Origin of the sequence: Prochlorococcus marinus str. MIT 1214, from assembly GCF_027359355.1 — a bacterium.
Classification (GTDB): domain Bacteria; phylum Cyanobacteriota; class Cyanobacteriia; order PCC-6307; family Cyanobiaceae; genus Prochlorococcus_B; species Prochlorococcus_B marinus_F.
The window spans coordinates 424,676-443,819 of the sequence record NZ_CP114777.1; the positions used below are offsets into that span (position 1 = coordinate 424,676).

Consider the following 19,144-nt stretch of genomic DNA (forward strand, 5'->3'; position numbering starts at 1 on the left):
AGTTATGGGAATATTAATTCAAGCGATATACAATTGAAAGGTTATTAGCGGGCATTTCTATAGTTTTCTCATGCTTAAACCCATTCCTAATTGCAATGTTATTAACATCCTCTAAATGGCGAAGACCCCAAAGAGGGTTTTCTAATTTTAATGATTGATCAAAATACAAGTTGCTTTTAGATGTTTGTATTTTATTTCTTATGAAAGGTCCATAGAGAATCAAAAAATTATTCTGATCTAAATAATTTTTTGATTCTTCAAACAAAGCTTTTGTACAAGTCCATGGGGAGATATGAATCATGTTTATACATACAATTCCTTTAATTAGAGATTTAATCTGTTCAGTTATTGGCCAAGGACGAATTTCTACATCAAGATCAAGTGGTTCAGGCATTTTTGAAAAAAGCTCCTCATGCTTAATCCATGAATTAATACTTTTTCTATGTACGAATTCAGGATCACTAGTTTGCCAGATAATTGATGGGAATATTTTCTGGAAGAATACTCCGTGTTCTCCACTACCACTAGCTATTTCTAAAACCAAGCTATTAGGAGAAATATAATTACTCAAGACTGCGGCAATGGACTCACGATTTCTCGTTGTTGCAGGGAAATTGAGTCGATTGTCTTGATTTATATTTTCCATGTTTTTTCAACAGTTAATAGGGCTAATGATTCAGGATTACTTGGATATTTTTCATTGGTGAAATCTTTAAAAACAAAAATAATCATTATTAGTAAAGGAGCTAGAAATGCGGATGCAGCAACTATTCCAATAATTCGTCTTGAATTTAATAAAGGTTTTTTTACTAATGGGTCTCCGCAGAGACCACAAATGAAAAGACCATCACTCCTGGTTTTATGAAATTGATAACGAGAAGAGCAGAAAGGGCAATAATATCTACTCATTTCAGATCTTACAAAAAAATTTATCAACATTAAATATGCCTAGCTAAGATTAATAAAAACAAACTAAGTTGATTAAATCTAGGCCTGAAGGATGAGGAAAGAGACTGATGGATCAGATCACCTTATAAGAAATCTTGAGAGAATCTCTAAAGAAAATTCTATCTTTAATTACAAATCTGGAAGAAAAGCCTTATTAACATTAGGACAAGGAAATATTCATGAATGGTTGGAATCACTTCTTCCCAATACGAGAATAATTTTAGAGCCGAAAATCATTGGATCAGGAATTGGAATTCAATATTTCAATGGAAAAGTAAATAAGGCAATAAATGAAAATAATCAAGACATAACAGAAAGCGTAAGATCTTTAAAAAATATACCTAACACAATACCGATTAAAAGCAAAATAGAAATCCGAGGAGTCCTATACGACGATGAAAATACATCAAATAATAATTTTGAAACTGAATTTAGAAAAATTGAAAATTTTAAACCGCAGTTAATAAGGACTAGATTCTGTGCTTTTCAAATATTTCACTGCAATATCAATCATTTTCAATCACTTCAAGAATTGAAAAATCTAAATTTTGAAATTCCTCAAACCCAATTCACAAACTTTATTTCAGATATAGAAATCTATCTTCAATGTTGGAAAGAGGGTAAATTATTTAAACGCTATCCAACAAACGGAATAGTATTAAAAGTCAATTCAAGAAAATTGCAAAAGTATCTTGGAGAAAATAATCTATCAATACATTGGGCCTACGCAATGTATTAATGATTTTTACTACGCCACATCAAGCATCACATATCATGGGAGGAGTAGACATCCTTTCCCCAATGGGATTGACCATCCTAGCCATAGGAATACTATTTACAGTAGGCGTTCCATTAACAATGATTTTAAAAGGAAAGAAAGAGTAAATTATTTTCTCTTACTATTTTATCGGTTAACAAATTGTGAGTAACTAAACAAACAACTACAAAATAGGGATTTAGATTAAAATCATAAAAAGTAAATTTAATACAAGAAATATATGGATAAAAACATTCAAATCTTAGTTCCTAATTTAAAAAATTTAATAATCTCTGTCAAACCTCAGAATCTTCGTTTCCTTATCGTGTTTCTTTCAGGAATACTCTTGCTACCATTACAACAAAGCAAATCTGAAGAAATTTTTCTAAAATGTATTGGTAAATATGAAATAAATAGAGGTGCTCTAATCAAACCAGATTGGGAAACGAGCTATCTAACAATTAATTTGGATGGATTAATATCTACCATTGACGAAAAAGGAATAAAAAAAGAAGGCAGGACTTTGATTAGACGTAATTCATACACCATTACTGACAGAGATAATAGAAATAGGGTTAAAAATATCTACAAAATAAATGGAACCCATGGTACATATACAGTTGAATCCCCTCAAAGTAATAGAACATTGATAGGTACTTGTCAAAAAGGAAGAGGTTAAGAAGATTTATTTACAAAATAAAAAAAATACTAATTTAAGTATTTTATAAATCCATTATTTATCACTTGTTTTATTTTTATCAAGACCTTGAGCTCTGCGGTTTTTTGCTATACCACCAACTCCCAGCATTAAAAAAATTATGTAGAAAGATACAGTAGAAATAAATGTGATTATGGCTATCGTAGCAAAGTTCATTTAAAAACATTGATTTGACTAGATTTCTTACTCTAACAGGAGGTATAGATACAAACACTTAGGTAAAGACAACAGTTAAACCGCTGATAAAAATAGAGAATGTAATGATGAAAAATGGAAGAACCTTAATTTTGTTGTTATCCATAAATCAGAAAAATTTTTCTGAATGTTAATAAATTCACAGATAAGAAGAGTTAAATATCTGGGTAAAAACATGCGTAATAACCGATCTACGAAAAATTTTGTGATTTTAATCTATTAGTTAAGAAGACATAAAGTAAAAAGTTTTGAAGCTAGAATTTCAAAAATCCTTTCATTCTTCTTTTCATATGTGGGTTAGCATAGATCTTTGCTTGGTACCAATAGGAGTAGGTGTTTCATTATCTCCATACATAAAGGAATGTTTATCGATTATTGAAGAAAATAAGCTGGAGTATGAACTGGGTCCAAATGGTACTGCAATTGAAGGGGAGTGGGATAAAGTTTTTGAATGCGTAAAGAGTTGCCATGAGGTGGTTCATAGCAAAGGTGCACCACGTGTTTATACAACATTAAAAGTCAATACACGTACAGATAAGAAGCAATTATTTAAAGAGAAAGTGCAAAGTATAAGAGCCTGATAGCAAAAGAATTTAAAAGCATTGAGCAAAAGATTAAAAACCAAAAACAAAAGAAAGATCACAACAATTACCCATGCATATTTAGAGAAGTAGTGATATAAAAAGGATACCAGCACGGTAATTAATGACTATCTTTGCTCGCCTAAGCAGATCAGAAGTTATTCACGGAAGAGCCGCTATGTTTATCGTTGGTCTCTGGTTATTAACAAACTATCTAATTCTCTAAGAATGCCTAACCCTATTAAAACATGGTTTTTTGAATTAATCGAAGATGCAATAGGCAGTAAAGCTATGAAGCAATTTGAAAAAGAAGAAGAAGACAAAAAGAAACCAGAATCAAATAGAAACCCAAAACAAGATTATAAGTAAAAAAATCCTAAATTTTTAGATGGCTAGATAATCAATCCCACTCAGCAGCGACGGCTCTTAACCCACTAGCAATGATCTCGTTGGGACAATCAGTATCTTCTTTCAAGGCCTTGGCTGCAAGATGAACGTTCTCCCAAAATACTGATACTGCTCCTTTTTTTTGATCATCAGAGAATTTAAATTCCTCAAAAGCTTTTGGCATTTTTCTATTTTTTTATGTTCTAGCAAATTATTCATTCATTAACTTTTATTTTGACAGCTTCAATGTAATTATCTTTTTTATTGTCTAAAAAAAATTCTCTCTGGAAATAAAAAATCTCAAAGTCAATAGAGAAAAAACCAACACTTTCTACAAAATCTATATATGTCGCAAAAAAAAATGATTCATTAGAAACATATTTTTTCAAATGTAGGAAAAAAAATTTTTTAACAACAAAACAGTAATAAATGGAAACCTAATAATCTGAAGAAGTCAAATAACTATCACCCATTAAAGTACCTGTACCTAAGTCATAAACATTATCGAGATCAGATAGGAGTTCTCTTAATTCTTCTCCACTGATTCTTTTAATTTCTTGGTAAGTTTCTTTAGACATTAATAAAGTTAAAAATCAGATGCAAATTTAACCACTCACAATTGGCCTCAGAGACCGTAAATACCGATAGGGGTAATTGCCTTTCGATATACTGAATTAAAAAAATGATAGAGAAATTTATCCTACATAAATTTACTAATCAAAACGATAACCAAAATATGGATGAGTCAATGAATTAGACATTAAGTACATATTCCTACACGGCTGACAGTGGTTTGTTCTTATATTTTTTGAACTTCTCAGGACAACCTTCTTTTTATACTGAGCTTTAGAAGGTTGTTTCTTTGAATAAAAAACGTCAGTGCTCCTCCCCAGAAGCCAATCAATTGATGACCAAAACAATTGATTGCCTGACGTACATTTATCCTAAATTTTCCTTTTCTTCAATGGTTCTGTAGGACCGTACGTCTTGGGTAGGGAAACCGTAGAAATAATAATCACATTTAATTAGACATTTAAAAAGGGCCTCAGGGGGCCCTTTTTCTTTACCGATTCTTTGGAAGCTTCTGGATATTGGTGGCCTGGGGCCAAGTGTCTAGTAGAAAGGCTTTTTTTCTCCGTTAGGGCACCTAAACGATGCAGAGGAGTTTCGACTGAATTGACGCACCTAAATCATTGATCCTTGTCGCATCAGACGAATAGCCTACTTATTCATTGAGAATGTTGGAGCAGGAACCAGAATTCAGTTCGCTTCTCTTAAATACTCAGGTGGAGTGTCGACCATCAATGGTGCCTCTGAGCTCAACAAACGTATCTTTGCTCTATTCGCACCTCAACGCAATCAGCCTTAATGCCCATTGCATTTCCACTTAACCTGATCAAAAATAGTAAGTTTGGGGTCTATAATTTTTTCTCATATCAAGTCGCAGATATGTCGAGAGATAAAACAAGTAAACAAGAACAAATAAGCATTTTTGGAGAAATAGCTAAAGGATGTACAACTGATCCTCAAAAAATTAAATTTTTCAATTCATCTAAGGAAGCATTCTTCATTGATGCAGTTTTAGAATCGCTCTAGGTTAATGAAAATATTCCTAAAGATTTAGACGACGGATTTAACGTTTACGCAAATATGAAAAAACCAAATGAAACGCAGCTTAAAGAATTGAAAAGTCTAAATTGGTACGAATACCCAAAAAACCTTAAAATATTTTTTGATTTTTGCATCATAAATTGAGATGCATATTCAAAATACTTCCACTATTGAAAGTAAGCGTAGTGATTTTCTAATACGATCCGTTTAGGGAGGGAACATGACAAGTTCTTGGATTGGCTTACGGAAATTCCTCTAACACGAAATTATTAATGGCTCGCGATAATGTATTAGATAATTTAGATAAAAAATCATGTGTTACGAGAACTGCAGAACCTTGTCTCTAGTCTTGAGGATCCACATTGATTTGGTATAAATAAAGAATTAAATCAAAAGATGAGTCTCAATAAAATCTGAACAATGATTAGAAATCTGTTTTTCATAATTCTCGGAGCATTTAGCGGACTTTGGTTAATATGGCCTCAAATCATTACAACCAAAGGTTGGGAATGCACAAAAGATGTTATTGCTTCATCCAATGAAGAATTAACGGATATTGAATCATTAGTTGAATCATTGCCCAACAGAATCAAATTAGGCTTAGCTCTTTCCCCTAAAACCTTGCTAAAGAGAGAGGACCTTACTCGCATTGAGAAGCTTAGAATTGTTGGAGATGCTTGCTTTAGATAATGAAATAACCACAAAGAAATATGAATACCAACAAAGTGTTGGCGTATTAACTAATCAAAGCGATTGCTTCTTTTAATTCTTTCGCATGATTGATCTCATCTTGAGCAATTTCACGTATCCTCTGATCGTTTGGATTAACGGTTAGATACTTTGCATAAGTTTCATACGCATGCTCTTCAATTTTTATATTGATATCGTATGCATTGGATGGAGATAGCAAGTAATAAAAAACCATTACCCAGTAATAGAAGAGCACTAAATGCCTAGCAAGAAATCGATCAACCCAATATCTATTGCCGCTTCGTGATTCCATCTCTTCTAAATGCTCCGTCTCATTGATTGCTTGGTAAAAATGAGCCTTCATGAGCTTGTTGCTTAAAGGAGTCTTTAGGCCAAGCGATTCTTGTAAATGCAAAACTGATAAGAATGCAAAATAAGGTGCTCTAGCGATTACCTCAAGAACCCAAAAACGTTGAATCGGTCTACCTTCGTAGATCCGATCAAGAATACTTACACTAAAATCTAAAACAAATGAATTAAAACCTTTCATAATTCCTTATCTCACCATTTAAGTATAAATACTTAACAAAAGAAGTTGGGTAATAACTTATTTATTTAATTATCGATAGCTGAATATGGAAGTGGACTAAAGATTAAATCTACCTTGCTCGAACAGGTTGGTAAGTAGGAATCATCTTTCCTCCACCGAAATCGTCATCATCATCTGGAAACGCTCTTGAAATTAGTTCTACGAGAACTAGAGCAGCCATAGGATAGAAACACCATAAAACAGCTTTCCAGATGGGGAAAGAGTCAACTAGCTGAAGCTCAGACATGTATCAGAAAATTGTTTGCATAAACCTAACTGATCTAAAAATATTTAGTGTTACGGTTAGCACGAAGTGAATGTTTATCTAATCGAAACTTGTGTAAAAAAATTACTTCAAGCTGTCTAAGTTTTCCACAGCCGCAGAGTCACTAAATAACTCCAAGATCTTAATAAAAAGCAATTCCAATAAAAAAGACCCTAGGTATGGTGTCCTTCGGGCCTGGGTGATGGGGATCTTATTTTTAACTGTTTTTCATCCAAATTGCAACCCCTACCATATCTGGTGTTAGAAAGATTAAAAAAACAGAAAAAAAGGCCCATATCTGGAATTATTAGCTTGCGTAATATGTACACAGCGAGTAGTATTTTCAAATTACTGGGTGATGGGGATCTCTCAGTATCTTCTCCCTCAAATTTGAGGGTTTTTTTATGCCAAGAATTTTTGCACATAATTCCCAAGATGGATTAAGGCAAAATTAGTAAAAAACTGCTCTGATCCTTATTTTTTTCACAAAATCGAGAAGATGGAACAAGTAACTGATGCAATTGGTAATCCGACAACACTCTTAGTAGAGAGAATTTTTTGGTTGGGGTTAGGAGCATTTTTAGGACTGGCAATAATTACTTCTTTACTAAGAGGATTAAAAGAAGGAAAAAACAAAACGACACCAGTTTCACCTGATCAATTAGAAAATCTTGCAAAAAAAGCGATCCAACAAAACAGTGATAGCAATTGATATTGGTTATCAGATATTTTTATAGCCACAAACAAATTTACTTATAGTCGTTGGGGCGAGAACCGTACAATCAGCTACCACTTATTAGATGATGAGCATATATGCTTAATACATATTTCACAAAAACAATGAAATTAGTTCCTTACATATTCATGGCTGTTGCAATCTTCTCAGAAGTTTCAACAATTGCTACGACCCCTATTATCTAAATGATTCTGATTAATTAAGTATTCAGACCTAACACGTTCGGGTGAATGCCGACGTTAGATTGTACATAACTGATTTATATCCATGTTCAAAAAGATTTTTAGAACTGTTAGCTTTTTAGCTTTGTCTGTTTTTATATTTTCAACAACTGTTTTTTCAGGAATCAACCCTGTAGTTGCCGCTCAAATGGCATCTGATATGAACGAAGACAACTCTATGGGTATTGTGATCGAAGAATCAAGTGATGCCTTGAATGGCTCGAAAACTAGTTCTGCGCCAGACCTTGGAGATGATCAAGCATTTCCTTTTATTCCAGGTTTTGGTAAAAATTCAGGTAAAGACTGATCAATTATTTGTTTAAAAGTATTGATTTATAATAGATTACTAATTTTTTCAAAAGTTAGTAAAAATCCACAGCTATAAGTGATCATTAGATAAGCGATTTTCATGGAAAAATGGGAATCAAAAATAATTATTTTTATCATGTTTGCAGTGCTTGCGATTTGGTCAATCGCGCCATTGATAAGGATGATCAGTGATCGTATTTCCTAAGAATGACTTTGCTTGGACAATCTGATATCGTTGAAGGAAATGCTCCTAAGATGATTACTTTTAGCATTTTTTGCTTGTAAATTTCTTATTTTGAAAAAACAGAAATATGTATTAAATGCATGGTGAAACATAAAAAATCTAGAGACAAACCTCTAGATTTATATGAAGATTGATTTGTCTAAAGCTATTTAAAAAATGCCAGGAATAATTTGTCCAGTAGTGATATAAGCGCCTAGTAAAGCAATCATTCCGATCATTGCCCAACGACCATTCGTCTTTTCCGCTTCTTCGGGATAGCTGGAATAGTTTTCAACTAATTGAGTTTGTACTTGGGTAGCAAACATGTTTTGCTTGCCATATTCAGTAATGATCTGGTTAGAAGCAGAACTGTAAGCAGGGATTCCTGTTGGATCAACAGATTGACCTTCTGATTGATTATCAATTGGAACTATTGATTGATCAGAAACTGGGTTACTAGAAGTCATATAAGAACCTAAAAAATACCTGGAATGATTTGACCTGTTGTTGCGTAAGCACCGAAAGCAGCAATAAAGCCGATCATTGCCATCCAACCATTAAACTTTTCTGCTTCTGGAGTCACGAGATTAAACTCAAATAATGGCAATGAATGTAAAGGAAAAGTAAAGGAATGTAAAGGGGTCACCCGTACACAGCAAAAGTTATCAGGGTTATTAGCTGAAGCAATATTTTTTATCCACGGTCTAAATAATAATTCCACTAACTTTGTTGAACTTAATTCAACTAGATGTATTTAATACCAGGTGTAGTTCTTTTCTTTGGAGCCATTGGAACTGTGGCTTTACTTGGTTGGGATACTTTCCAAAATCGTAAGCCAATTACTAAAGCTGAAATGCAGCAGTCTCGTGGAACTAGAGCAGCTAAGCCACAACAAAAGAGAAGAGGGTTATTTAACAGAGGATAATTATGGGTGAAATTCAAACATACGCTTCAAACTCAGGAGATTTTAGTTTCCTTTTCGTTCTAATAATTGTTGGGACTTTTCTTCTTTATGAGGTTGGAAAGGCAATATTGGATAACAACGATGATGATGACATGGATGGAGGAATGACGATGCGTGTAGCAGATGGAGCACAAGCCTGAATTGACTACCAAAATAATATGTACTTATTGACTACATAAACATGTCGACTTTAAACAGGTTTAAGGGGGAATTGAATATATAATTAGTCATCTAGTTAATTAAAAATTTTGAGCGAAGAAAATATCAAAAGAAAAATAGATGCTTTATTAAAAGAACTTCAGGAGAAAACAGGTGTTTCGGATGAGGAGATGCTCGAATTTAAAAAAATAATGGAACTAGCAGATTTTTCACAAGACCAAGAATAATTTATGTATAAGTCGGGATGAATGAAGGTTTAGCGAGATGCGAGTTTTGACCAAATAAATAGTACCAACACGTTAAACAATGCATATCCAACAGCAATTTGCAGTTGGTAAAAATATCCAACAATCGAAGAGGATCCCAAAATGATCAAACTAGTAATAAAAATATCTCTTGAAAAATTCACCTAAAAATATCAAGCACTATAAATATTGGATTGAAAATAAAATCATGAAAGTCTTATTTGATTTTCAATCGAATAAGCATTGCTTGTGCAGGCCTCATTGCCTGTAACTTGAGAAACAGCAATAACGAGAAGGCTTAGAGAACCAACTGCTAAAGAAATTGTTCTAATAGCACTGGCTTTCTTAGAGATTTTCTTGCTCATATCAAAAAATCTTGATGTAATAAGAATATGATAACTATCCAAGCATAAAAGAGTATCCATTGATACCTAGTAGAAATAATTACCTAAAAATTATTAGAACAATTCTGAATAGAGCTAAATCAATTGGAAACTAGATTTAAATTAATTGCTTTATTTACAAGCTTGCGATGGTTGTTGCGAGCTTTCTTTTAACAGTTCAATCCAATCTTGCAAAGAAATTAATGAGTCAATATTCAATTGGTAATAAACCCATCTACCAGTTTGCCTATCGGTAATCAAACCTGCGTCTTTTAAAACTTTTAAATGAAAAGATATTTTCGATTGCGCCAAGCCAATTTCATTAATCAAATCACAAACACATCGCTCTCCTCCTGAAAGAGACTCAATGATTTTCAATCGCAATGGATCAGATAAAGCTTTTAGCAATTTCCTGGCCATTGCATTTTCAAGAACTACTTCGCTATTTATCGCTGTGGCCATCACAGAAGGAAAAATATAATCACATGATAAAACAAACCTCAGAAAAGGCTTGCATCGACGAACCTCTATACATCAATATAAATTGATATGAGGAATCTTATCCTTTATTGATTCACTCAATCAACTCAATTACAGGTTATGCGAATCGGTATTAATGGTTTCGGTCGAATAGGAAGACTTGTTCTAAGAGCGCTCTGGGGTAGGGAAAATATCGAGATTACACATATCAACGATCCATTGGGTGATGCAAAGGGAGCTGCGCATTTAGTTGAATTTGATTCAGTGCATGGTCGTTGGAACAAAGCGATAAGCAACGACCAAAACAACCTGAGTATTGAAGATCAACCAATATCTTTTTCAAAGGAAAGCGATTTTATAAAAGTCCCATGGAAGGTAAAAGGAATAGAACTAATTCTCGAATGTTCAGGAAAATTCAAAACCCCTCAAACATTAAATCCATATTTCGATACTCTTGGAATGAAAAGAGTTGTCGTTGCATGTCCTGTTAAAGGTGAAATACAGGGAGAGGATGCTCTAAATATCGTCTACGGTATTAATCATGATTTATATGAGCCCAATAAACATCGCTTAGTAACAGCAGCATCCTGCACAACTAATTGCTTAGCTCCAGTCGTTAAGGTCGTTAATCAAAGCTTTGGTATTAAGCATGGAAGCATCACTACACTCCATGACCTAACAAATACTCAGGTAAACGTTGATTCATTTAAGCCAGACTTAAGAAGAGCCAGAAGCGGATCACAAAGCTTAATTCCAACAACGACAGGATCAGCAAAAGCGATAGGGATGATATTCCCTGAATTACAAGGAAAATTAAATGGTCATGCAGTTCGAGTTCCTCTCCTCAATGGATCTTTAACTGATGCTGTATTTGAATTAGAGAAAGAGGTCACGCAAGAAGAAGTCAATCATGTGTTCAAAGAAGCCTCTCAAGGAGAGCTAAAAGGAATACTTGGTTACGAAGAAAAGCCACTTGTATCAATCGATTATGTCAATGACTCGAGAAGTTCAATCATTGATGCTCTCTCAACCATGGTGGTCAATAAAACTCAACTGAAAGTCTATATTTGGTATGACAATGAATGGGGTTATAGCTGTCGAATGGCAGATCTCGTTTCCCATGTCATAAATCTCGAAAAAGGCAAAAAATAAAAACATGCGATTAACGGCATTGCAACAATATGGAATAGTAACGACCAACTATTGGGCATTCACACTGACAGATGGTGCTCTAAGGATGCTAGTGATTTTTCACTTTCATAGCCTTGGATATACAACCTTAGAAATTGCATTCTTATTCCTTTTTTATGAGTTCTTTGGCGTCATCACTAATCTTTACGGAGGTTGGATAGGAGCTAGATATGGATTACGTCTAACACTATGGGGCGGGACTCTTTTACAAATCGGCGCCTTATTGATGTTGATACCAGTTTCGAGTGGTTGGTCGAAACTTTTGAGTGTCATTTATGTCATGGTTGCTCAAGCAATTAGTGGTATAGCAAAAGATCTCAATAAGATGAGTGCTAAAAGTGCCATCAAAACTGTCGTTCCAGACTCCTCAGAAGACAATGGTGGAAATAATCAATTATTTAAATGGGTAGCTATCTTAACTGGATCAAAAAATGCACTCAAAGGAGTTGGCTTCTTTCTTGGTGGATTGTTGCTGACCAGTTTCGGTTTTAATAAAGCAGTTGAATTAATGGCTATCGGTTTAGGTCTGTCATTTCTAATGACATTAATTTTGCCTGGAGATATTGGAAAGATGAAAAGCAAACCCATCTTTAAAGACTTATTTTCTAAATCTCAAGTGATCAATGTCCTCTCTTTTGCACGCTTTTTTCTCTTTGGAGCAAGAGATGTATGGTTCGTCGTAGCACTTCCTGTTTTTCTTGAAACGTATCTAAATTGGAATTTTTCTGAGATTGGAGCTTTTCTAGGATTGTGGGTTATTGGTTATGGTTTTATTCAAGCGTTTGCGCCGTCTCTAAGAAATTTATGGGGAAATAAAACAAGCCCAGGAGTTTCTTCTGTTCAATTCTGGAGCGCTGCCTTAACTGCAATACCAGCGCTAATAGCAATAGCACTATGGCGACAAAGCAATCCAGAAATAGCAATTACAGCTGGATTGATATTATTTGGGTTCATTTTTGCAATGAACTCATCAATACATTCATATATGGTTCTTGCTTATACGGACAAGGAAAACGTGAGTCTAAACGTCGGCTTCTATTACATGGCAAATGCGGCAGGGAGACTGACTGGTACTCTCCTATCAGGAGTTTTATTCATGATAGGAGCTAATGCCTCTATAGGAATGCAACTATGTTTATGGTGTTCAAGCCTATTTGTATTTATCTCATTGTTGACTAGTTTACGACTACCTCCGATATCAAATACAAAAGCTATAAAAAATTCCTAAGACCTTCAATTAAAAAATTTAAATATCAAGGGAAAGAAGGACTACTGAACCTCTGATTCTCTGTCATATTCAAGTCCAACTTCATTCATCCAAGCTGCTTTCGTTTTACAGTTTTTACCATGTTCGGCTAGATGTAATCCCTCAATCGAAATAAATAAAACTAGTAGTGAAACTGGAACCCACCAAATGGGTGATCCAACTATTTCATTCCAACTATTCATTGATTCTTTTTTTTTCATATTAAAGATTTTTTTCAGCTTAAGTTAGGAAGTGACTGGCTAGCAAAAAAGACATTAAAAAGGAGGCTATTGCCTCCTTTTTAATGTATAAGGAATTAATTCACTTACCAATACGCTTTACAGCAGCGCGAGACTTGGAAAGAATATCACCTTTTAGAGGAACAAAGCCAAGAGAAGGAGCCTTAGCCTGGGCTTTATCACTTAGTAGGTAGTTAAGTGAATCTCTAATGGCATCAGTGTTTCTACCATTACCAGTTTCGTAAGCAAGAATCCATGTAAGGGTTGCGATTGGGTATGCACCCTTGGCCTTAGGGTTAGGGTTATTACCGGCTAAATTTTCATCTAGTTGTATTCCATTAAGAGCAATCGCACCAGCCTCAGTAGTTGGCTGTAAAAATTCTCCTGATAAATTTTGGAGAGCGGCTGCTTTGATTTCACCTCTAATATATGACTGGTTTACATAACCAATTGCACCAGGAGTGTTACGAATAACGCCAGCAACACCAGCATTACCTTTACCACCAACACCAGCAGGCCAGGCGACAGATTTACCTGTTCCTAGAGTCCATGTCTTAGAGAAAGCCTGCATGGAATTTGTAAAAGCCTTCGTAGTACCGGAGCCATCAGAACGATGTGCCCAAGTTAGTTTTCCTTCAGTGCAACCAACCTCTTTCCAGTTTGTAATTTTACCCATAGCAACACGAACAGCTTGCTCTTGAGTAAGTTTAAGATCGCAATCGTAGTTATAACCAAAAGCAATAGTGCCACCAACCATTGGGATTTGAACTAATCCCCGCGTAACTTTTGCAATATCTGTTGCTTTCATCGGATCATCAGACGCACCGAAATTAACGGTTTCATCAATGAAAGCTTTACGGCCAGAACCTGAACCAACAGCTTGATAGTTAACACGAGGTCCACGCTCTTTAGCTAAGTCAGAGAACCATCGAGTGTAGATCTTAGCGGGAAAAGAAGCTCCAGCTCCGCTGAGTCGAGCACCCGCAAAGGCACTTCCACCTGAGCCAAGAATAATTAAAGAGGAGAGGACAAGACTCTTCTTAGCTAAGCTCATCAAAGGTTTGCGACGTAAAAGCAATGAAAGCATAGGACGTGAAGGCACTGACATTGATCAATATTTATTGATATAATCAATATAGCTTGATATAGGACTTACGGCAAAAAAAACTAATTCAAAATAAACATATCTGTTTGATGGAGCGAAGCGGTATATTTATGAGCAATATTAGGGCTGATGCTTGGATGAAAACCAATCATTAGATCAATCAAGCATTTAATAAGAAGTTGAAAAACAAAGTAAAATATTTTCTAATAATTCTAGTCTTAATGATCGGCACATCTATATCTATTAGCCAATACAAAAACACATATCCAGATCCTAGTGAGAGAAAAGATTTATCTGTTAAAGGAATCTTTCTAGATTAAAAATGTTATGTTTACAAAAATATAAAACATAAATAAGGTTTAAGTGTATAAATTTAGACTAAAATAAATAAAGAGTGAAGGCTTGAAGAAAAGAGGAAACTAAATGAGATGGCCACCGAATGCAGCTTGGACCTCAGCCGTAAAAAGAGAAGGTTATCGACATTTTGAAGTTAAAAGCTATGGAGGCAAAAAAGATGAACGGTGGGTAGAACTATTTCCGGTTAACAACAACGAAATTCTTATAAAAGTTCCATGGTCGGAATTAAAAACATACTCAAAGTGGACGAGTGGATGGCTTCAGTTGCCAAAAGATGAAGATTGCGATGGCAACTAATCTTTAGAGAAAATAAAAAACAGATATTTAGGTAATTATTCCTACACGGCTGACAGTGGTTTGTTCTTATATTTTTTGAACTTCTCAGGACAACCTTCTTTTTATACTGAGCTTTAGAAGGTTGTTTCTTTGAATAAAAAACGTCAGTGCTCCTCCCCAGAAGCCAATCAATTGATGACCAAAACAATTGATTGCCTGACGTACATTTATCCTAAATTTTCCTTTTCTTCAATGGTTCTGTAGGACCGTACGTCTTGGGTAGGGAAACCGTAGAAATAATAATCACATTTAATTAGACATTTAAAAAGGGCCTCAGGGGGCCCTTTTTCTTTACCGATTCTTTGGAAGCTTCTGGATATTGGTGGCCTGGGGCCAAGTGTCTAGTAGAAAGGCTTTTTTTCTCCGTTAGGGCACCTAAACGATGCAGAGGAGTTTCGACTGAATTGACGCACCTAAATCATTGATCCTTGTCGCATCAGACGAATAGCCTACTTATTCATTGAGAATGTTGGAGCAGGAACCAGAATTCAGTTCGCTTCTCTTAAATACTCAGGTGGAGTGTCGACCATCAATGGTGCCTCTGAGCTCAACAAACGTATCTTTGCTCTATTCGCACCTCAACGCAATCAGCCTTAATGCCCATTGCATTTCCACTTAACCTGATCAAAAATAGTAAGTTTGGGGTCTAGCTAAGATCTAATCAATAAATCAAAAACATGAATCAGTCTCCAGAGAAAGAGAAGGGAATGAGCTTTATTAAAAAAGCTGGTAAATGGGCTCCATTAGTTGGAGGAGCGTGGATTGTTCTAAATATTGTTGTTCCATTAGCTCTACTTCGAATTCCAGCAGTCCAAAAATACTTAGTAGTACTGGAAGACAAACTCCCATTTGATATTCCAGGTATTGGTTAGATGGCAACAGAGATTATTTGTTTTTTCTTGCTTGGTATTGCAGCACTGCTTCTAAATGCTGGACTCGACGCTCAAGTTCTTCCACTCTTTTGGTTAATTCTTCCATTAGTAATCAAATTAAGTTTCGACAATATAACCAGAAAGAAAGCTCTCCTCATCAACAAAAAAACGAAATAAGGGCTAAGGTCGTGAAAAATTAGCCGAAAAGCTTTGAACGAGTTACAAGCATTGACGCTATCAGGGGCATTAGCTGTATTTGCTATTACCTGGCTATTTTTTGGCTTTGGGGATGATGATGATGATGGAGGCGGGATGATGAGACCTGTCAGACAAAATGCTGATTAAAATCAGTTGCCAATAAGAAAGAGAAAGGCCTCGATTTAGCTTAGACAAACCCAAAGGTATTTTTACAACTTCTAAAGCTAAACAAGCTTCTGATCAAGCATTAGCCTAGGTAATGAGAGCATGGTTATATGAAAAATTTTCTAATCAAATTAGTTTTATTCGTATTCATTGTTTTCTCTGGATTGAATAGTGCTGAAGCTGTAATACAAGGCTGGGTTCCACCAGAAGATTATGGAGAAGGTGATTCATATGAAATGGGAATGGAATCGGAAGAAGAAGCTGTAGGAATGGAGTCACAAAGTGAAGAGTTGAGTATGGAGGATATTTTTGGGGATGAACAAGTTTTTCCTTTTCCACCAGGCCTAGGCAATTAACCAAATGCAAACATTCTCTTTAGTAATGTATATGCAGATAACCATCTAACTTTTAAGTTTGTTGAACTAATGGCAGCAATAAAAAAAGACTCAGAGCCTCTAGATAACTTATCCAGTCAAGAGATAGAGGATATTGTCAGATCAAATGAAATCTTAGATCAAGAAAATGAAAAACTAATCAAAGAAGAAGAAATAGAGGCACAAAGATTCTCAAAGACAAAATCTACAAAAAGATTGCTTAGACGATTAAGAAGATCTCCACTTGAAGTAATAAATCGATCACTCTTTTTTGTATTCATTGGTAGTTTTATCTTCTCCTTTGTCTCTGTGTACTCAATCAACAAGTTGTGGTTTGTCTTTTATGTCATCAGTGCCTTCTCATGTGTGTTATACACTCCAAATAGACAAGCCCTCAAGGAATTAATTGCAGCATGGCCAAATATCGAAGATCTTTTAAAAAAAAGAAGTCTATGGAAATAAATTATTGAAACTTATAGGCCATTGATTTGAAAATTATTTTTTGACCTAAGTCTGATCTATCCTAAATTTATAATTAATTAAAAGGTAATGGATAAGAAAGGAGCCAAAGGGTACTGGATCTCAACTGCAAAGGTTATTAATCAAGAATTATTTAATGAATATGTTGAAAAAGTTGTGCCATGGCTCAAAGAAAATGGTGGGGAGGTATTTGCGAAAGATACAGACCCAATAGGAAAAGAAAAAACTGAAGATTCAAACCTAGCTGTCATTTGTGAATTCCCATCAATGCGAATAGCATTAGAAGCTTATGAATCCAGTGAATATCAAGAGCTATCAAAGCTCCGTACAGCCGCGACAGTTAATTCTACTTTCACAATCATGGAGGGAATGGACGAGGCGACAAAACTTAGAAGAGCAATGGGAATGTAGATAATGGCATCGGCTACTTCACCATTCATTTCACATGGTTGGATGAATTGATCTAATTCCTTACCGCATTAAAACTCAAGGAGGCATATTTTGATGAGTACTCAAAATAGAAGTGACGATCTAGGACTAGTCAGGAAAAACCTTGAATTAATTATTAGTTCGAACAATTACCAATTAGCCCATGAAGATAGAGAGTTACTCAATAGTGATGAAATGAGAGGAGTGCGAATGCTTCTAGAAATTAATAAACCAGAAAAAATCCTAGAAGAACAAAATATTTTATCAACAATCATCGTCTTTGGAGGAGCAAGCCTTACCGATAAAAGCTCTATAGATCACAGACTTGCACTAGCGATGAACTCACTCACCAAAGATCCGAGCTCATCTAATTTACATAGAGAAGTAACACGCCTAAAGAATTTACAATCGATATCTCATTACTACGATTCAGCCAGAGAATTCGCAAAGATTGTCTCCAGACAAAACCAAAAAGAACACTGCAATTCACATGTAATTGTCACTGGTGGTGGTCCTGGGATCATGGAGGCTGCGAATCGAGGTGCTTTTGACGCCGACTGTAAATCCATAGGATTAAATATAAGTCTCCCAAATGAACAACATCCCAATTCATATATCACGCCTGGGCTTTGCTTTAAATTTAATTATTTCGCCTTACGAAAATTTCATTTTGTAATGAGATCAGTTGCAGCAGTGTTTTTCCCAGGAGGATTTGGAACATTTGATGAACTATTTGAATTACTTACTCTACGTCAAACAGGAATGAAAACACAAATTCCAATTATTCTATTTGGTCGAGATTATTGGTCGAAAGTTATCAACTTTCAATTCCTTTCAGACCACGGACTTATCTCAGATGATCACATGAATCTCTTTCAATACGCCGATAGTGCTTCAGAAGCATGGGACATTATCAAACAATAAACGTATCATCAGAAAATGGATTGGAAAACATCACTAGATTGGTATTGTTCAGGCAACATTCTCGAGAAAGAGGATGTTGAGCTTTTAGAAAAACATTATCAACAGGTAATCAATGAAATCGATACGAATCTTTCTCTTGAACTAGCTCCAAAACATATTTGTAATCAAACCAATATTCCAGAGGGAAGTTCTTGGATCACTGCTGTTGCGGTAATACTTGATCGATTAAATCCTGTTAAGACTGGCAAGCCAAGAAGTTTAATCGTTGATCAATTAAGAAGAAAGCAAAGCAGTTAAGCCCTCTTTATACAAAAGAGTTGAACATAAAAGGCCCGATGCCCAACAAAGTCCTCTAGCAGGAGGAATATCACCAACATAAGCACCGATATAAATAAACCTCACGAATGGGTGAACCCACGCAGCTATCACTGCTACAGGAGAGACAACACCGGCAATCAGACATAGTAAACACGCAGGCGCGTGAAGAGCTATGCTCTCCCAGCAATTTTGATGACACCAAACAGCTCTTTTGCCAAAATCGGGGAGCTCATCAAATAAAGCTCTTGGAGCACTCATATTCTCGGCCGAATATCCAGCTTTGACTCGGCCATAAGTTAGTGGCCCAATTGAAAGCAAAACAACAACGGCAGACAGACAAAGGCTCCAAGCAAACGCTATTTCCATGGAATAAAAAATGATATTTCGAGCTTAAGTGAGGCAGAGTAAAAATGAGGATCAAAGGTGGGGGTTAAAATGATATCCCCAAA

At 35.2% G+C, this 19,144-nt stretch carries 36 protein-coding genes; 23 read left to right on the forward strand and 13 right to left on the reverse strand.

What is annotated here, in order from left to right; genetic code table 11:
* Nucleotides 1–13: 13 nt before the first annotated feature.
* A complete protein-coding gene (locus tag O5639_RS02330) occupies nt 14–646 on the reverse strand; it encodes a DUF938 domain-containing protein (protein ID WP_269624899.1) in 633 nt (210 codons plus the stop codon).
* Nucleotides 634–939: a hypothetical protein gene (locus O5639_RS02335; RefSeq protein WP_269624900.1), complete on the reverse strand. Its 306-nt coding sequence runs from the start codon at nt 937–939 to the stop codon at nt 634–636. Before O5639_RS02335 ends, O5639_RS02330 begins: the two co-directional genes overlap by 13 nt.
* Before the next feature lie 61 nt (nt 940–1,000).
* Here O5639_RS02335 and O5639_RS02340 point away from each other — a divergent pair, with 61 nt between their 5' ends.
* The 5 genes from O5639_RS02340 (at nt 1,001) to O5639_RS02360 (ending at nt 3,568) form a co-directional block, all read left to right on the forward strand.
* Nucleotides 1,001–1,687: a hypothetical protein gene (locus O5639_RS02340; RefSeq protein ID WP_269624901.1), complete on the forward strand. Its 687-nt coding sequence runs from the start codon at nt 1,001–1,003 to the stop codon at nt 1,685–1,687.
* Nucleotides 1,687–1,833: a hypothetical protein gene (locus O5639_RS02345; RefSeq protein WP_269624902.1), complete on the forward strand. Its 147-nt coding sequence runs from the start codon at nt 1,687–1,689 to the stop codon at nt 1,831–1,833. Before O5639_RS02340 ends, O5639_RS02345 begins: the two co-directional genes overlap by 1 nt.
* A gap of 113 nt (nt 1,834–1,946) precedes the next feature.
* Nucleotides 1,947–2,384, forward strand: a complete 438-nt coding sequence (locus tag O5639_RS02350) for a hypothetical protein (protein ID WP_269624903.1) — start codon at nt 1,947–1,949, stop codon at nt 2,382–2,384.
* Nucleotides 2,385–2,908: 524 nt separating this feature from the next.
* Entirely contained in the window at nt 2,909–3,199 is a 291-nt protein-coding gene (locus O5639_RS02355) for an MTH1187 family thiamine-binding protein (protein WP_269625506.1), read from the forward strand.
* Nucleotides 3,200–3,427: 228 nt separating this feature from the next.
* Nucleotides 3,428–3,568 (forward strand): hypothetical protein, encoded by a 141-nt coding sequence (locus O5639_RS02360; protein WP_269624904.1) that lies wholly within the window; start codon nt 3,428–3,430, stop codon nt 3,566–3,568.
* Between the two features lie 31 nt (nt 3,569–3,599).
* On the opposite strand, the gene O5639_RS02365 is transcribed toward O5639_RS02360, so the two are convergent.
* Both O5639_RS02365 and O5639_RS02370 read right to left on the reverse strand, forming a co-directional pair.
* Nucleotides 3,600–3,770: a hypothetical protein gene (locus O5639_RS02365; protein WP_269624905.1), complete on the reverse strand. Its 171-nt coding sequence runs from the start codon at nt 3,768–3,770 to the stop codon at nt 3,600–3,602.
* Nucleotides 3,771–4,023: 253 nt separating this feature from the next.
* Nucleotides 4,024–4,164: a hypothetical protein gene (locus O5639_RS02370; RefSeq protein WP_269624906.1), complete on the reverse strand. Its 141-nt coding sequence runs from the start codon at nt 4,162–4,164 to the stop codon at nt 4,024–4,026.
* Between the two features lie 871 nt (nt 4,165–5,035).
* On the opposite strand from O5639_RS02370, the gene O5639_RS02375 reads away from it, so the two are divergent.
* Together O5639_RS02375 and O5639_RS02380 are read left to right on the forward strand one after the other, a co-directional pair.
* A complete protein-coding gene (locus O5639_RS02375; RefSeq protein ID WP_269624907.1) occupies nt 5,036–5,182 on the forward strand; it encodes a hypothetical protein in 147 nt (48 codons plus the stop codon).
* Nucleotides 5,183–5,617: 435 nt separating this feature from the next.
* The gene (locus O5639_RS02380; RefSeq protein WP_269624908.1) at nt 5,618–5,887 is read left to right on the forward strand and encodes a hypothetical protein; all 270 of its coding nucleotides are present in this window, start codon (nt 5,618–5,620) and stop codon (nt 5,885–5,887) included.
* Between the two features lie 46 nt (nt 5,888–5,933).
* Here O5639_RS02380 and O5639_RS02385 read toward each other — a convergent pair whose 3' ends face one another.
* On the reverse strand, nt 5,934–6,437 hold the full coding sequence (locus O5639_RS02385) for an alternative oxidase (RefSeq protein ID WP_269624909.1): 504 nt from the start codon (nt 6,435–6,437) through the stop codon (nt 5,934–5,936).
* 109 nt (nt 6,438–6,546) lie between these two features.
* The gene (locus O5639_RS02390; RefSeq protein ID WP_269624910.1) at nt 6,547–6,723 is read right to left on the reverse strand and encodes a hypothetical protein; all 177 of its coding nucleotides are present in this window, start codon (nt 6,721–6,723) and stop codon (nt 6,547–6,549) included.
* Nucleotides 6,724–7,240: 517 nt separating this feature from the next.
* Between O5639_RS02390 and O5639_RS02395 the strand changes: the two genes are divergently transcribed.
* Nucleotides 7,241–7,453, forward strand: coding sequence for a hypothetical protein (locus tag O5639_RS02395; protein WP_269624911.1), 213 nt, complete (start codon nt 7,241–7,243; stop codon nt 7,451–7,453).
* A 291-nt stretch (nt 7,454–7,744) separates the two neighbouring features.
* Nucleotides 7,745–8,005 carry a hypothetical protein gene (locus tag O5639_RS02400; protein ID WP_269624912.1) on the forward strand — a complete coding sequence of 87 codons (261 nt, stop codon included), beginning with the start codon at nt 7,745–7,747 and terminating at the stop codon, nt 8,003–8,005.
* 395 nt (nt 8,006–8,400) lie between these two features.
* Here the strand turns inward: O5639_RS02400 and O5639_RS02405 are convergent, their stop codons facing one another.
* Both O5639_RS02405 and O5639_RS02410 read right to left on the reverse strand, forming a co-directional pair.
* Nucleotides 8,401–8,556, reverse strand: a complete 156-nt coding sequence (locus tag O5639_RS02405) for a high light inducible protein (RefSeq protein WP_187152595.1) — start codon at nt 8,554–8,556, stop codon at nt 8,401–8,403.
* Nucleotides 8,557–8,705: 149 nt separating this feature from the next.
* Nucleotides 8,706–8,813 (reverse strand): high light inducible protein, encoded by a 108-nt coding sequence (locus O5639_RS02410; protein WP_011294533.1) that lies wholly within the window; start codon nt 8,811–8,813, stop codon nt 8,706–8,708.
* 165 nt (nt 8,814–8,978) lie between these two features.
* Here O5639_RS02410 and O5639_RS02415 point away from each other — a divergent pair, with 165 nt between their 5' ends.
* From O5639_RS02415 to O5639_RS02425, 3 genes are all read left to right on the forward strand, one after another.
* Nucleotides 8,979–9,155 carry a hypothetical protein gene (locus O5639_RS02415; RefSeq protein WP_269624913.1) on the forward strand — a complete coding sequence of 59 codons (177 nt, stop codon included), beginning with the start codon at nt 8,979–8,981 and terminating at the stop codon, nt 9,153–9,155.
* A 2-nt stretch (nt 9,156–9,157) separates the two neighbouring features.
* Nucleotides 9,158–9,334 (forward strand): hypothetical protein, encoded by a 177-nt coding sequence (locus O5639_RS02420; protein ID WP_269624914.1) that lies wholly within the window; start codon nt 9,158–9,160, stop codon nt 9,332–9,334.
* A gap of 108 nt (nt 9,335–9,442) precedes the next feature.
* Nucleotides 9,443–9,580, forward strand: a complete 138-nt coding sequence (locus O5639_RS02425) for a hypothetical protein (protein ID WP_269624915.1) — start codon at nt 9,443–9,445, stop codon at nt 9,578–9,580.
* Nucleotides 9,581–9,804: 224 nt separating this feature from the next.
* Here O5639_RS02425 and O5639_RS02430 read toward each other — a convergent pair whose 3' ends face one another.
* Both O5639_RS02430 and O5639_RS02435 read right to left on the reverse strand, forming a co-directional pair.
* Nucleotides 9,805–10,023: a hypothetical protein gene (locus tag O5639_RS02430; protein WP_219045868.1), complete on the reverse strand. Its 219-nt coding sequence runs from the start codon at nt 10,021–10,023 to the stop codon at nt 9,805–9,807.
* Between the two features lie 90 nt (nt 10,024–10,113).
* Complete coding sequence (locus tag O5639_RS02435) at nt 10,114–10,443, reverse strand: ArsR/SmtB family transcription factor (protein WP_269624916.1); 330 nt, start codon at nt 10,441–10,443, stop codon at nt 10,114–10,116.
* A 138-nt stretch (nt 10,444–10,581) separates the two neighbouring features.
* Between O5639_RS02435 and O5639_RS02440 the strand changes: the two genes are divergently transcribed.
* The gene (locus tag O5639_RS02440) at nt 10,582–11,613 is read left to right on the forward strand and encodes an ArsJ-associated glyceraldehyde-3-phosphate dehydrogenase (protein ID WP_269624917.1); all 1,032 of its coding nucleotides are present in this window, start codon (nt 10,582–10,584) and stop codon (nt 11,611–11,613) included.
* Between the two features lie 4 nt (nt 11,614–11,617).
* The gene (gene arsJ, locus O5639_RS02445; RefSeq protein ID WP_269624918.1) at nt 11,618–12,880 is read left to right on the forward strand and encodes an organoarsenical effux MFS transporter ArsJ; all 1,263 of its coding nucleotides are present in this window, start codon (nt 11,618–11,620) and stop codon (nt 12,878–12,880) included.
* A 41-nt stretch (nt 12,881–12,921) separates the two neighbouring features.
* Here arsJ and O5639_RS02450 read toward each other — a convergent pair whose 3' ends face one another.
* Both O5639_RS02450 and pstS read right to left on the reverse strand, forming a co-directional pair.
* The gene (locus O5639_RS02450) at nt 12,922–13,101 is read right to left on the reverse strand and encodes a hypothetical protein (RefSeq protein WP_269624919.1); all 180 of its coding nucleotides are present in this window, start codon (nt 13,099–13,101) and stop codon (nt 12,922–12,924) included.
* A 118-nt stretch (nt 13,102–13,219) separates the two neighbouring features.
* Entirely contained in the window at nt 13,220–14,191 is a 972-nt protein-coding gene (gene pstS / locus O5639_RS02455) for a phosphate ABC transporter substrate-binding protein PstS (RefSeq protein ID WP_269625507.1), read from the reverse strand.
* A gap of 474 nt (nt 14,192–14,665) precedes the next feature.
* Between pstS and O5639_RS02460 the strand changes: the two genes are divergently transcribed.
* The 9 genes from O5639_RS02460 (at nt 14,666) to O5639_RS02500 (ending at nt 18,674) form a co-directional block, all read left to right on the forward strand.
* Nucleotides 14,666–14,896, forward strand: coding sequence for a TIGR02450 family Trp-rich protein (locus O5639_RS02460; protein ID WP_011294554.1), 231 nt, complete (start codon nt 14,666–14,668; stop codon nt 14,894–14,896).
* Nucleotides 14,897–15,612: 716 nt separating this feature from the next.
* Nucleotides 15,613–15,807 carry a hypothetical protein gene (locus O5639_RS02465; RefSeq protein WP_036904235.1) on the forward strand — a complete coding sequence of 65 codons (195 nt, stop codon included), beginning with the start codon at nt 15,613–15,615 and terminating at the stop codon, nt 15,805–15,807.
* On the forward strand, nt 15,808–15,984 hold the full coding sequence (locus tag O5639_RS02470; protein WP_011294556.1) for a hypothetical protein: 177 nt from the start codon (nt 15,808–15,810) through the stop codon (nt 15,982–15,984). It abuts the gene before it with no gap.
* A 33-nt stretch (nt 15,985–16,017) separates the two neighbouring features.
* Entirely contained in the window at nt 16,018–16,152 is a 135-nt protein-coding gene (locus tag O5639_RS02475; protein ID WP_011294994.1) for a hypothetical protein, read from the forward strand.
* A gap of 128 nt (nt 16,153–16,280) precedes the next feature.
* Complete coding sequence (locus O5639_RS02480; protein ID WP_269624920.1) at nt 16,281–16,526, forward strand: hypothetical protein; 246 nt, start codon at nt 16,281–16,283, stop codon at nt 16,524–16,526.
* Between the two features lie 69 nt (nt 16,527–16,595).
* Nucleotides 16,596–17,006, forward strand: a complete 411-nt coding sequence (locus O5639_RS02485) for a DUP family protein (RefSeq protein WP_269624921.1) — start codon at nt 16,596–16,598, stop codon at nt 17,004–17,006.
* 87 nt (nt 17,007–17,093) lie between these two features.
* On the forward strand, nt 17,094–17,435 hold the full coding sequence (locus O5639_RS02490; RefSeq protein WP_269624922.1) for a DUF1330 domain-containing protein: 342 nt from the start codon (nt 17,094–17,096) through the stop codon (nt 17,433–17,435).
* A gap of 93 nt (nt 17,436–17,528) precedes the next feature.
* Nucleotides 17,529–18,377, forward strand: a complete 849-nt coding sequence (locus O5639_RS02495; protein ID WP_269624923.1) for an LOG family protein — start codon at nt 17,529–17,531, stop codon at nt 18,375–18,377.
* A gap of 15 nt (nt 18,378–18,392) precedes the next feature.
* On the forward strand, nt 18,393–18,674 hold the full coding sequence (locus O5639_RS02500; RefSeq protein WP_269624924.1) for a hypothetical protein: 282 nt from the start codon (nt 18,393–18,395) through the stop codon (nt 18,672–18,674).
* Here the strand turns inward: O5639_RS02500 and O5639_RS02505 are convergent.
* On the reverse strand, nt 18,651–19,061 hold the full coding sequence (locus O5639_RS02505) for an MAPEG family protein (protein ID WP_269624925.1): 411 nt from the start codon (nt 19,059–19,061) through the stop codon (nt 18,651–18,653). The two genes, O5639_RS02500 and O5639_RS02505, sit on opposite strands and share 24 nt — an antisense overlap.
* Nucleotides 19,062–19,144: the final 83 nt, after the last annotated feature.